8 protein-coding genes are annotated in these 13051 nt (G+C 73.4%); 6 read left to right on the plus strand and 2 right to left on the minus strand.

Going from position 1 to position 13051, the window contains the following annotated elements; genetic code table 11:
* The first annotated feature begins 256 nt into the window (after positions 1 to 256).
* The 5 genes from OG624_RS31640 to OG624_RS31660 all read left to right on the plus strand — a co-directional run bounded on the left by OG624_RS31640 (position 257) and on the right by OG624_RS31660 (position 5188).
* The gene (locus OG624_RS31640; protein ID WP_266444120.1) at positions 257 to 1231 is read left to right on the plus strand and encodes a HAMP domain-containing sensor histidine kinase; all 975 of its coding nucleotides are present in this window, start codon (positions 257 to 259) and stop codon (positions 1229 to 1231) included.
* The gene (locus OG624_RS31645; protein WP_033218078.1) at positions 1228 to 1893 is read left to right on the plus strand and encodes a response regulator; all 666 of its coding nucleotides are present in this window, start codon (positions 1228 to 1230) and stop codon (positions 1891 to 1893) included. The genes OG624_RS31640 and OG624_RS31645 overlap by 4 nt, the downstream gene beginning before the upstream one ends.
* 153 nt (positions 1894 to 2046) lie before the next feature.
* The gene (locus OG624_RS31650) at positions 2047 to 2931 is read left to right on the plus strand and encodes a peptidoglycan DD-metalloendopeptidase family protein (RefSeq protein ID WP_371640094.1); all 885 of its coding nucleotides are present in this window, start codon (positions 2047 to 2049) and stop codon (positions 2929 to 2931) included.
* 74 nt (positions 2932 to 3005) lie between these two features.
* Positions 3006 to 3797 carry an FHA domain-containing protein gene (locus OG624_RS31655; protein WP_326749342.1) on the plus strand — a complete coding sequence of 264 codons (792 nt, stop codon included), beginning with the start codon at positions 3006 to 3008 and terminating at the stop codon, positions 3795 to 3797.
* A complete protein-coding gene (locus OG624_RS31660; protein WP_371589878.1) occupies positions 3794 to 5188 on the plus strand; it encodes a serine/threonine-protein kinase in 1395 nt (464 codons plus the stop codon). The genes OG624_RS31655 and OG624_RS31660 overlap by 4 nt, the downstream gene beginning before the upstream one ends.
* A 68-nt stretch (positions 5189 to 5256) precedes the next feature.
* Here OG624_RS31660 and OG624_RS31665 read toward each other — a convergent pair whose 3' ends face one another.
* The gene (locus OG624_RS31665; protein WP_371588725.1) at positions 5257 to 7086 is read right to left on the minus strand and encodes a TerD family protein; all 1830 of its coding nucleotides are present in this window, start codon (positions 7084 to 7086) and stop codon (positions 5257 to 5259) included.
* Positions 7087 to 7279: 193 nt separating this feature from the next.
* Here OG624_RS31665 and OG624_RS31670 point away from each other — a divergent pair, with 193 nt between their 5' ends.
* On the plus strand, positions 7280 to 11926 hold the full coding sequence (locus tag OG624_RS31670) for a HEAT repeat domain-containing protein (protein WP_371640095.1): 4647 nt from the start codon (positions 7280 to 7282) through the stop codon (positions 11924 to 11926).
* Positions 11927 to 11948: 22 nt separating this feature from the next.
* Here the strand turns inward: OG624_RS31670 and OG624_RS31675 are convergent, their stop codons facing one another.
* Positions 11949 to 12872: a phosphotransferase family protein gene (locus OG624_RS31675; protein WP_371640096.1), complete on the minus strand. Its 924-nt coding sequence runs from the start codon at positions 12870 to 12872 to the stop codon at positions 11949 to 11951.
* Positions 12873 to 13051 lie beyond the last annotated feature (179 nt).

Below are 13051 nucleotides of genomic sequence, written 5' to 3' on the forward strand. Positions count from 1 at the left end.
TTCGTGTTCGACGGTGGTGCGGCGCGGCCCACGGAAGACGGGTTCCGGCTGCCGCGCGGGCTCATCGTGCCATCTCGCGCGGGGGGCCGGATATGGGTGTCGGCACGGATGGACAAGGCCCCCGCCGCACGACAGGCTGAGGCGGGGACACCGGTCCCACCGCAGGTCACCGCAGGTGCGCGAACGCATCGACGGAGATAGTGGAAGCGAGCGGTCCGCCGGAGCGGCGGACCCCGGAACGAGAGGAAGGACGCCCGTGTCGCTGTACTGGCGGATCTTCCTGCTCAACGCGGCCGTCCTCGTCACCGCCGTCCTGCTGCTGCTCGGCCCGGTCACCGTCTCCACCCCGGTCCTCTTCGGCGAGGCCGTGGTGCTGCTCGCCGGGCTGGCCGCCATGCTCGTCGCCAACGCCGCCCTGCTCCGGATCGGCCTGGCACCGCTCGGCCGGCTGACCCGCGCGATGAGCGCCGTCGACCTGCTGCGCCCCGGCGGCCGGGCACAGGTGGAGGGCCCCGCCGAAGTGGCCGAGCTGACCACCTCCTTCAACGCCATGCTGGGCCGCCTGGAGGCCGAACGGGCCGGCAGCAGCGCCCGCGCCCTCTCCGCCCAGGAAGCCGAACGACGGCGCATCGCCCAGGAACTGCACGACGAGGTCGGCCAGACCCTCACCGCGGTCCTGCTCCAGCTCAAGCACGCCGCCGACCGCGCCCCGGCCCCCTTGCGGGAGGAACTCCGCCAGGTGCAGGAGACGACCCGCACCAGCCTGGACGAGATCCGCCGCATCGCCCGCAGGCTGCGCCCGGGAGTCCTGGAGGAGCTCGGGCTGCACAGTGCCGTACGCGCGCTGACGGCCGAGTTCACCAGCGGCTCGCTGACCGTGCGGCACGTCATCGGCCCCCAGGTGCCCCCGCTCGACGAGGCGGCCGAACTCGTCGTCTACCGCGTCGCCCAGGAGGCCCTGACCAATGCCGCCCGGCACGCGGGCGCGAGCGAGGTCGAGGTGCACCTGTCGGGGCGACCCGACGGGGCGGTCCGGCTCCTGGTCCGCGACAACGGCCGGGGCATCGGCGCCGTCGGCGAGGGCGCGGGGATCCAGGGCATGCGGGAACGGGCCCTGCTGATCGGCGCCGACCTCGCCATCGGGAGCGGCCCGCGGGGCGGCACCGACGTACGGCTGGACGTACCGGCCGTCACCACGGCCGCCGCCGCGAGCACGGAGGACAACCCTTGACCGATTCCGAGCGTCCGCCGACCCGCGTCCTGCTCGCCGACGACCACGCCCTCGTACGGCGCGGGGTCCGGCTCATCCTCGACGCCGAGCCGGACCTGACGGTGGTCGCCGAGGCCGGGGACGGAGCGGAGGCCGTCGCCCTGGCCCGTACCGGGGAGGTGGACCTCGCCGTCCTCGACGTGGCGATGCCCCGGATGACCGGACTGCAGGCCGCCCGGGAACTCTCCCGGCTGCGGCCGGAGCTGCGCATCCTCATCCTGACCATGTACGACAACGAGCAGTACTTCTTCGAGGCGCTCAAGGCCGGGGCCGCGGGCTACGTCCCCAAGTCGGTCGCCGACCGCGACCTGGTCGAGGCGTGCCGGGCGGCGATCCGGGACGAGCCGTTCATCTATCCCGGGGCCGAGACCACCCTCATCCGCAACTACCTCGACCGGGCCCGCCAGGGCGACCCGCTGCCCGCCCGGGCCATCACCGAGCGCGAGGAGGAGATCCTCAAGCTCGTCGCGGAGGGCCACTCCTCGAAGGAGATCGGCGACCTCCTGGTCATCAGCGCCAAGACGGTGGAGCGTCACCGGGCCAACCTGCTCCAGAAGCTGGGGATGCGCGACCGGCTGGAGCTGACCCGGTACGCGATCCGGGTCGGGCTCATCGAGCCGTAGGCCGTCCCGTTCTTTTCGGCCGGGCGGCGGTGGCAGCCCGTCGCCCGCGCCCCACCCTCGTAGCTACGAGGTGGCGCGGCCCGACCCCCGACCCCAGCATGACGCGGGAGACCGCCCGTCCGGGCGCCGTCCAAGGGGCCGGGAGGGGAAGACGTGCTGCGGTATCCGAACAGCAGGCTGTGGCCGGTGGTGCTGATGTGCTTGGCGGGACTGGTGTGGGCAGGTACGCCTACGCCGGCCGCGGCCTCCGCCTCCGCTCCCACCGCCGCCTCCGTGGCGGCGAAGCCGCCGTTCCAGCTGCCGTTCCCGTGCGGGACCACCTGGCAGCTCAACACCTGGGGCCACGACCCCGCGCTCGACATGGTGGTGGAGGGCAACACCGGCTCCGACGCCCTGCCCGTCCTGGCGTCCGCCGCCGGCACGGTGTCCGCCACGTACTGGACGAACGGCTCGGGCAACACCCTCCAGATCAACCACGGCAACGGCTGGTTCACGGCCTACTACCACCTGAAGGACGACCCGGCGACCTACGTCAAGAAGGGCGACCCCGTCCAGCCGTCCACACGGATCGGCCGGATCGGGACCACGGGCGCCTCCCAGTGGTCCCACCTGCACTACGAGCAGCGCTACCTCGCCTCCGGCGACTTCACCGACGAGACCCACCGCGTCCCCGCCCACTTCGACGGGATCGAGTACACGGGAACCGCGAAGGAGTGGCCGAGCGTCACCAGCCGCAACTGCGCCGGCACCCCGCCCCCGGCCTGGCAGGACTGCCCGCCCGGCCACGTCTGCTTCTACTCGGGGGCCGACGGCACCGGCACCGTCTGCCGGTCCGCCGTCGACGAGCCCCGGAGCACCTGCGGGCTGCGCCGCTCCTTCTTCAACAACGGCACAGCGCAGCCGGGTTACGACCACGTCCAGGTGTACTTCCGGGAGGGCGGCAGCGCCTGCCTGCACCGCGGCTGGGACGAGGGACGCGGGAACCTCCCCGCCGGGGGCCGGACGATCGACCGTTTCCAGTGGCGCGGGGAGTGCTGAAGACAAGCCATTGTTGTGGGAACGATTGATTCCGCCGGCTAGCCTTCCCCTGCACCTCCGGGGAAGGAAGCAGCGTGAACAGCATCATCGTGGTTCCGGGGCCCACCATGTCCCCGACCGCACAGATCCGCCTGGCACCGGGGCAGACCCTCCGGTTCGGCCGTGAGCCCGGCCCTCACTCCCACCCTCATCCGTACGGCGCCTCCGCGGGCGGGGGCGGTCCGCACACCCTGCGGGTCCCGCACGCCGGCGTCTCGCGCTCGGCGGGGGAGATCGGCGCCACCGCCACGTACTGGTCGCTCAGCAACTTCTCCCGCTCGGCGACGTACGTGGTCGAGAACCCGGAGGGCGCCGGCGAGCACATCAAGGTGGGCCCCGGCCGGCTGGACGCACCGGTCCCCTTCGAATTCGCCCGGCTCGTCCTGCCCGCCGGCTCCGAACTGCTCACCCTGGACGTCTGGGCGCCGCGCCACGACTACGCCGACCGGGACGCCCCCGGCGAGCCCGACGGGGAACCGACCGTCGTCCCCTTCCCGCTCGACCGCTCCAGCCGGTACTTCCTGGTCCTCACCGCCCTCTGCGAGCCGAGGTTGCGCGGCGCACCGCACGCACCCCTGCCCACCGTCGAGCAGGTGGTCGAACGGCTGAAACCGTCCTGGCCCACGGCCAACCGCGCCGCCGTGCAATGGAACATCGACTACCTCGCGGTCAAACTGCGCCTCAAGCCCGGCCCCGACACCGTGGATCCGGGACCACGGCTGGTCGGCAAGAAGGAGACCCTGGTCTCGCTGGCCCTGCGCTTCGACCTCGTCCGCGAGCAGGACCTGGCGGCGCTACCGGCCGCCCCGACCGGTACCGCCCGCTGACCGGGAGAGCCGGGCACCCCGGCGCACTCACCGTCCCGGCCGGCTACCGGGTCGGCCCCTGGGTGGTCGGGCACCTGCTGGGGGCCGGCGCATTCGGCAGCGTGTACGCCGCCCTGCGCGCCGAACCCGAGCCGGGGCTGCCCGGCCGGGCCGCCCTCAAGGTCCTGCCGACCGGTACCCGCACCCCCCGCCAGTTACGGCACCTGCGCGAACTCGCCGAGCGCGAGACCGAAGTACTGCGCCGGGTGCGCACACCCCGGCTGATCCGGCTGTACGAGGTGCTCACGGTCGACGACCCCGGCCGGCCCGAACTCGACGGCGCCACCGTCCTCGTCCTGGAGGAGGCGGCGGGCTCCCTGGACTCCCTGCTGGCCGACGGAGTGCCGCGGACCGGACCGGCCCTGCTCGCCCAGATCTGCGAGGGGCTCGACCAACTGCACGGGGCCGGCTGGGTGCACGGCGACCTCAAGCCCGGCAACGTACTGCTGATGGCCGACGGCACGGCACGGCTGGGCGACTTCAACATGGCCGCCGAGCTGGAAGGCACCCACGCCTACTCCCCGGCCTTCGCCACGCCCGACTACACCCCGCCCGACCTGCTCTGGTCGGAAGTCGGCGAACGCGGTACGAAGATCCGCCCGTCCGCCGACGTCTGGGCCTTCGGGGTCCTCGCCCACGTCGTCCTGACCGGGGCGCTGCCGCTGCCCGGCGGCACCCCCGCCGCCCGCCGGGACGCCGCGCTGCGCTACGCCCGGGGCGAGGAGGAGCTGCGCCTGTCCCCGGAACTGCCGGAGCACTGGCGGGACATCGTCCGCGACTGCCTGGCCCGAAGACACGAGGACCGGGCCGCGCACACCGCCGCGTCGCTGCTCCGGAGGGTGGAGGTGGCGGCGGCCGAGCGGGTGCCCGCAGCCTCCTCGCCCGCCCCACCGGCCCCACCGGTTCCCCCACCGGTTCCCCCAGCACCCCGACGGCGGGGCCGCGCGCTGATCGCGGCCGGCACGGCGGCGCTCGCCGGCCTGGGCGCCCTCTGGGCCTCGGGCCTGTTCCACCTCGGGGACACCACCGGGGCATCGGGGTACGACCGGTGCTGGCGCGGAGCGGTCTGCTTCTTCTCGCAGGAGGACGGCCGCGGCGAGATGTGCTCCTGGGTCGACGGCGGCGCCGACTGGATCGAGGGCCCGGCCCCCTGCCCGTGGACGGCCCGCACCGCGCCCCGTTCCGTCTTCAACAACGGGTTCGACCTCACCGAGGGGGCGTCGAAGGTCGACGTCGTCTACTTCGGCCGGGCGGCCCAGCAGGAGCTGCTGGGCTGCGTGAAGGTGGGGACGAGGACCGACCTGAGCGGCGCTGTCCGGCCGCGCTCCCACGCCTGGGTCCCGAACTGCTGAGGGCCGACCCCGGCCGACCCCGGCCGACCGACCGAGCAGTTCGAGCCAATCGGCCGACCGCCCCGGCGCTACGCGACCTCGATCCCGTACCCGCGCACGAGTGCCTCGAGACCGTGGTCGTAGCCCTGCCCGACGGCGCGGAAGCGCCACTGCGCGCCCCGACGGTAGATCTCGGCGAGCAGGAGGGTCCGTTCGCTGGTGGTGCCGTCGAGGGCGGCCTGCGCCGTGGCCTGCGCGTCGTTGCCAGGCGTGAGGCTGATCTGGACGGCCCCGACGTCTCCGAACGTGGCCGTACCGTCGATGGCGGCGGCGATCGCGATCCTGCGGGCGGCAGGGGGAAGCGTGGCGAGATCGATGGTGATGCTCTGCTCGGTCGGGCCGTCGCACAGGAGCCGAACGGCTCCGTCCGGGCTTTCGGGCGCGCCGTAGAAGACGAAGTCCTCGTCACAGGAGACCTGTTCGTCCTCGTCGAGGACGAAGGCGACCACGTCGATCTCGCAGTCCGTTTGCCGTGCCCAGGAGGCACCGAGGTGCCAGCGGCCGGCGGTGGGCAGGGCCGGGAGATCGAGGACTCCGCCGCGGGGGAGGACCTCGGTCGTCGACGCGCCGGCTCCGAGGGGGGAGTCCACCGGCTCGGGGGCCGGCGTTCCGAGCCACGCGGGGTCGTGGACCGGCAGTCCCAGGGAGGTGACGCGAGCCATGCGGCGATCGCTCTCACCGCCGGGCAGGAGCACGATGTCGGTGACGCTCGCCGACAGGTTGATCGCGGCGGCCCCGCCCATCTCCACGACACGGGCCCGGGAGGCGGCCGCCTCCTCGTGGGTGCCGCCCAGCACCAGGACCCGGCGCCGCCCGAACGGCTTCGGGGCGGGCCGGGGCTCGGCCTGCCTGGGCTCGGTCTGCCGGGGCACCGTGGCCGCTGCCGCAGTCGCGGCAGGAGGCTGCGCGGCGACGGGGGCCTGCGGCGCGTGCTTCTCGTGGGGCGTTCCGGGACGTACGTCCGCCAGCAGCGCGAGGAACGCGTTCTCGTCGAGGACGGTGACCCCCTCGGCCACCGCCCGTCGGGCCTTCGCGGAGAGCGCGTTCGCGTCGTTGGCGACGAGGACGCTGGTGTGACGGCTGACCGACGTCATCACGTTCAGGCCGCTCGCGACCGACCGGGCGACGAGTTCGATCCGGGCGATCTCCGTCTCACCCGTCACGGCGATCTTCATCCCCTGGACGAGCGGATTGCCGGGCTTCAGCGGACCCGGGTTCCGGTAGGCGCACGGGGTCTTCGGCAGCTTCGGTGCGAACCGCGGATCCTGCCGAGGCGGGCAGGACACCAGGGGGAGCTGCAGGTCCAGCCGTACCGCCTCGGCGAGCGAGGCACGGAAGATCCCCGCGAGGACACGGGTGTCGTCGAGCGCGTCATGGGCCCTGGTCTGAGGTACGCCGTAGTGGGCGGCCAAGGAGGCCAGGCTGAGGTCGGCGGTGGGCGGCTCCACCCGTCGGTTCAGGGCCAGGGTGCACAGGCGCCGGGCGACGGGCAGGTGGAGCCCGGCGCGGGCGAACTCGTGGGCCAGGAAGTCGTAGTCGAACTGCGCGTTGTGGGCCACCAGCACCCGGTCCTGAAGGAGCGCGCCGATCCGCTCCGCGACCTGGTCGAAGGTGGGAGATCCCTGCAGCCGTTCCGCGGTGAGTCCGTGGATGTGCACGGGGCCCGGATCGCAGCCCGGGTTCACCAGGGTGGTGAAGTCCCCGGTCGGCGCGCCGTCCGGCCCGAAGGTCAGCACCGCGATCGAGAGGACCCGGTCGCGCCGTGCGATCAGTCCGGACGTCTCGACATCCACCAGGGCCCAGTTGTGCGCGTAGTCGGGCAGACAGGAGACGTCGAGCGCCGCGGATACGGTAGTCATGCGGGCAATGATCGACCGGACGCCGTCACCGATTCAAGCCGAATGGCCCTTTCGAGCCGGGCTCGGACCGGGCGGGTCGGTGGCGGGTCGGGGTCGGGCGGCGAGGCGACGCGGCCGGCGCATCGACGCGGTGCGCGAGGCATCGGGCGAATCCCGTTGGTGGGGCGGGGAACGACCCCGTTAGCATCCGACGATGATCACGCCGGCGGACCAGGACTTCCACGATGCGCTGCGCCGAGCCGACGTCGCTTGGTTGACCGACCGTCTCGACGCGCGGCACTGCCCGCCGGCCGTCCTCGGCCCCCTCGTCCGGCACGACGATTCCCGCGTGCGGCATCTGGGACTGATCCTCCTCGACGAGCGCGTCACCTCGGGCCGTACGGGCGACGAGACCGAGACGGCCGAACTCGCGAGGCTGCTGCCGGTGGTGGTGCAGGGACCGCCGGAGGAGGCGCTCGTCCTCGCACGGCTCCACGAACGACTCGGGCCGTACCGCCGAGGGCTCCGCCGGCCGTCGTGGCGCACCGTCGACCTGCCGGCCGGCGTGCGGATCGCCTGGCTGCGCGCCGAGATCCTGAACGATCCGACGGTGATCCGGACGGAGCGTCCCGGCGAACCGCTCTACCAGGCCGTGCGGGGAATGACCGTCACCTGCGCGCACCGGCCCGACCACCTCGTGAACGAGCTGGCGGACAGCGGCGATCCGGTGTTGCAGGCCGCGGCGCTGCGGCTGGCCCGGCAGGGGTTGCACGCCGGTCTGCTGGCTCCCGCACGGGTCCGCGCGTGCGCGGTCGGCCTGCTCGGTGTCGACAGCGCAGCCGTCGTCGCTGCCGCGGTGGGTGAACTCGCCGAGCCCTGGGCGGCGTTGGACCCGCTGCCTGCGGCGCGACTGTCTCCGCTGCTCGCCGCGGACGCGGTGCTCGCACGGCCCGAGGTGGCCGAAGCCGCGATCACGGCCGCCGCCCACCACGGGCACCGCGACCTGCTGCGCCAGGTCGTCGACGATCCCGATCTGCCACCGGGCCTTCGTCGGCGTGGGATGGAACTGCTCGGCGACCTCGCGGACCGTGGTGACATCGGCGCCTTGACGACCGTCGCCGCACAGGACCCGCTGCTGTTCGGCGCGCCGGCCGTGGCATGCCTGCGCGGCCTCCACCGACGCGGGCACTTCCCCGACGCATCGCACGTCCCCACCGTCATCGGCCTCGCGTTGGCCGATCACTCGATCCCGCCCCACGAGATCGCGACGATCCTGTTCACCTGCCGACAGGTGATGTTCCGCGCGCTGGTGGATACCGACGCGGACGATCCGAGCTGGCCGCGCCGCCTCGCGCTGCTGGTCGCCCTGGCCGAGCAGGGGGCGCAGGAGCTGCCGATCGGGGACACGATCACCCGGCTCCTCCCGTCGACCCCGCTGCCGGGACCGTTCCTCGACGCGATCCGCGCCCTGCGCCACGCGGATGCCGAGGACGCCGTGCTCGCTCTCCTGCCCTCCCGTCCGGCGGCGGCCCTGGAGGCACTGGAGGCCATCGGCGGGCACCGGACCACGACAGCGTTGTGCGAAGGACTCGGTCTCGCCACGGCGGAGAGCGTGGGCGTGATCGCTCCGCACCTGCGCGCGGTACGCCACCACGCCCTCGAGGTGCTGTGGCATCTGACCCACGATCCGGCACAGCGACACGCCCTTCTCGTCCGCCTCGATCCCACCGACCTGCCGACCCGCATCGCGGCGGACCTCGGTGGCCCGGACGAGCGGGAACTGGCCCTGCTCGGTTCCCACCTGGACCCGAACCGGCCGGTGGCGGCCTTGTGCCGACTGGCCGCCCACGGCGGCGCCGGCACGCTGCCGGTCATCGCGGACCTGCTCCTGCGCATCGTGGCCGAGCTCGCCGCGTCCTGGGAACCGGGCGGAGCCGCCCCGCGCGGCGAACGCGGCCGACCGGGCGGGGAACCGGTGGTGCCCCAGGAGGTCCTCGACGCCGTGCGCGACCTGGGCCGTCGGCTCCACGAGCGGGGACGGATCAGGCCGTCCTGCCTCCTCGACGCGGCGACCGCACGCGAGGCCGGGGACGTACTCGTCGCGACCATGGGCCTGGATCTGCTGGACCGGCCCGGACTGTCGAGCGGCGAGCGGGCGATCCTGCTCGAACTCCTGCTCCGAGCCCCGTACGCCCGTACCCGGATGCGGGTGCACCGCCTGCTGCGGGACCGCGACCGGCACGTACGCAAGCACGTGATCGCGTTGCTCGCCCGCGACGCCTCCGGGGACGACGCGCAGGCGTTGTCGGCCACGCTGATCGCGCTGACCGCCGCCGACGACATCCAGACCGTCCGGCAGGCGCTGCTCGCACTCGGCCACGCGCGGGCCCGCTGGGCCTCCACCGCGATCGCAGCCTGTCTCGACCATCCGAACATGAACATCAAGAAGACCGCCGCCGAAGTGCTGGTCCGCGTGGGGACGCCCGCGACCGTACCGGCCCTGCTCCTGTGGCTCGGACGCCACCACAATCCGGGGCTGCGCGGCTCGCTCGTCGCGGCACTGCGCGCCATCCTCGGCGAGGCGTACCCGGCGACCGTCCTCGCCGCCGCCGAACACAGCGAGGACGACCGAGCCCGTGAACTGCTGCTGGTGAGCCTCGACCGCACCCTGTCGGCGCGCTCGGTCCTCGCCCTGGACGAGCAGGCGGCACGGGTCGCACCGACCCTGCTCGCCCTGGTGGCGGCCGGCCGGGTCGGCCTCGCTTCCGGGACGATCGACCAGCTGACCGCGGCCCTGCACGCGCACGGCATCACCCCGCCCGCCGCGCCGGAGCCGGCGGCGGACATCGAGGACGACCCGGACGTGAGATCGCTGACGGCGCGGGGCTGGAACCCGTCGGTCGCGCTCCGCGTGGCCGAACGGCATCAGCGGACGCACCCCGCGCAGTTGCGGGTGCTGCGGCCCATGCTGCCGGACTGGCTCCGACTGGCCGGCTCGGAACCCGCCGCCCGAACCCGCGTCCTGGGCCTCGTCCTGCGCCTGTGCCCCGGACCCTGGACGACCGAGGAACTGACGGCCTTCGCCCGGTGCACGGGGCTGCTCCTCGACGGGCTCGCCGAGGCCTCGGACGGAGACCGGCACGACCTCGTCGCGGTACTCGAAGCGGTCGCGCCGACCCTGCCGGCGGCTCGGAAACCGGCGGTCGTCGACGCGGTCCGCGCGCTGCCCCCCGGTCCCGCGAGCCGGTCCGTACCGACACTGCTGCGCGCCCTCGACGCGGTGCCGGTCCGCGCCGACCTGGAACAGGCACTCGCTTCGGCCCGACGCGGCGCCGACCCCTGGCAGGCCGAGACCGCTGTGCTGCGCGAGGCGTTCGCCGCCCCGGGGCTCCCTGCGTCACCCCCGCGCGCCGAGGCCGAGGTCGAGGCGTGGCGAGCCGCGCTGGACGCGGCCGTACGCACGCCGAGCGCCCTGGAACGATTCCGGCGACTCCGCACGCCGCACGAGGCCGCACCGGGCTCCCGGGACCGGCTCGCCGCACTGATCGATGTCTACGCCGGCGCCGCTCCCGAGGTCCGACCCGCGCTCGTCGACTGGATGACGGACATCCAGCCGCTCGACGCACCCCCCTGGACCATCGCCGAGACCACCCGGGCACAGCGGCAGGCGCAGGCGCGGGTGCCGCGGAGCGTGCACATCGCCGACCTCGACCAGCCTCGTTCGACCGCACTGCGGGAGCGCCTGCTCGCCATGGTGCGAGCGCCCGAAGCGGACCACCGGCACATCGCGGCCCGGGCCCTCCTGAAGTGGCCCGAGCCCGACGTCAGGCTTCCCGTGCTCCGGGCGTTCCTACGAGGCCACATCGACATACCTGTCGGCGCCGACCTGGCCCGCACGCTGAACGCCATCGGCGAGACGGAACTCCGCGCGGACGACATCCTGCGTGACCGGGTCGCTCTCGTGGCGAGCCGGCTCGACCCACGCGACCTGGAACCGCTGGTCCCCCTCCTGCTGGAATGGTGTGAACACGAGCCGGCGCCCGCCGGTTCCGCCGCCGGGCGGACGCTGGGCCTGGTCCCCTCCGACGTGGTGGCGGAACACCTGGGCGAGCGGCTCGACGCCGGCGCCTGGGGCTTCCTCGACCTGCTCCGCGGGCGCCCCCTGCTGCACACCCCCGCACTGACGCGGATCCGCCGCCGACTGCGTGCCGAAGGCCGCGACGACCTCGCGGACTCGCTGCTCCTCGTCGAGGGGCCGCTGCGTCGCCCGGACGACGCCGCACGGCAGGACGCCGCGGCGCTGGCAACACTCCGTGCCCCCGCGCCGACGGCCGCGGCGACCCGGGCGTCGCAGCCCCCGACCCGGCAGCAGCTGTTGGACCAGGCCCGTACCGGTGACCTGGTGCGGGTACGCCGAGCGCTCGCGCGACTGGTCGAGGGACACCGCGGCCCGGACCCGGATCAGGACCCCCGACTGCGGGACCTGATCGGTGAGCTGCTGCGTCATCCCGACTCCAAGGTCCGCCTCCACGCCCACCGGACCTCGCGGGCCGTCCTGGACCGGCAGACCTACCTGCACCACACCTCGATCCTGCTGGACGACCCCCGGCCGGACCTGGTGCTCACGGCGATCCGGACCCTCCGTCACGCGAACTGGGCGCCCGCGCTCCCCGCCCTGACCGGACTGCTGGAGCACTCCCATCCCGTCGTTCGCAGGACGGCGGCCAAGGGGCTCGTCGACATGGGCGAGCGGGCGATCCCCACGCTCACCCACGCCGCCGTCCACGCCCGGCCCGACAGGCGATCCCGCTACACAGCGGTGCTCGAACAGATCAGGACCGCCGAGGACGACCAGGCGTAGCGGAGGGGGACGTCTCGCGTGGTCACTCGGTGCCGAACCACGCCTCGGCGAGCGAGTCGAGGGTGGGCCGGGGCGGTTCGGGCAGGTCTTCGAAGTACCGCGGCAGGTTGCTGTAGACGTGGAGCAGGGTGTGCGAGAGGAGTTCGCGCGGGTCGAATGCGTGTCCGTACGCCTTCATGACCCGTCCCAGCAGGCGGGGGTCGCCGCAGGACACGTACAGGCCGACGCCGACGAAGTCGTAGGCGCGATCGCCGATCATGGCCGGTTCGAAGTCGATGAGTCCGGTCAGCCGCCAGTCGTCGGGATCGACGATCAGGTGCTGCCGCATGACTTCGGTGTGCAGCAGGGAGTGGGGTCGGTCCGTGGCGAGCGGGACGGAATCCAGGAAGTCCGGGATCTGCTCCAGCCACTGCTCCGGCAGGTTCCGTTCGCGCTGTCGCCCGACGGCTCGGGCGCGGCGTTCCGCCAGGGAGGTGTCCCAGTTCTCGGGCCCCAGGACATCGGTGAGGGGCGCGGGGTCGAGCGAATGCAGGACGGCCAAGGCTTCCCCGACCTCGGTGGCGATGCGATCGCGGTCGCCTTCCGGGATTCGTGGCCAGGCCTTCGCGAGGCCCTCCCCGGGAAGCTGTGACATCAGGACGTAGCGCCACCCGTTCTCGTACTCCCCGAACTCCAGCAATTCCGGTACGGGGATCGGCAGACGTCCCTGGAGGTACTCCAGAACCCGGTGCTCGGTGAGCGCGTCCTCGACCCACATGCGCGGAAAGAGCTTGAGGACGTGCCGGTCGCCGAGCGCGTAGACCGGCTCCGAGCCGTCGGGGTACCGAACGGGCCGGACATCGGCGAAACCGAGACGGGCACAGAGGTCTTCCACGCCGGGCCGGAGTGCTTCGTCGTCCGGGATGACGGTGTCCCACTGTTCGTCTGTGTCCACGACAGGCAGCATGACCATCACCGTAGGTGAGGGCGATGCGTTGGTAAAGATCTTCAGTGGACGCCCGGTGCGGCGCGTGCCGGCGGCGTCCGTGACGGGTCCACACCATGCCTCGAAGCGGAGGTGGTTGTTGCGCTTACGCCGGTCGGCGTGATGGGTCCGCCGCGAGCGAAGGACCGTTGCCATCGGTG

This window comes from Streptomyces virginiae (assembly GCF_041432505.1).
GTDB lineage: Bacteria > Actinomycetota > Actinomycetes > Streptomycetales > Streptomycetaceae > Streptomyces > Streptomyces virginiae_A.

Bases quoted from the DNA above. Each gene is read 5' to 3' on its own strand.
- OG624_RS31675 (WP_371640096.1), bottom strand. From the start codon at position 12,872: ATGCTGCCTGTCGTGGACACAGACGAACAGTGGGACACCGTCATCCCG.
- OG624_RS31670 (WP_371640095.1), top strand. From the start codon at position 7,280: ATGATCACGCCGGCGGACCAGGACTTCCACGATGCGCTGCGCCGAGCC.
- OG624_RS31665 (WP_371588725.1), bottom strand. From the start codon at position 7,086: ATGACTACCGTATCCGCGGCGCTCGACGTCTCCTGTCTGCCCGACTAC.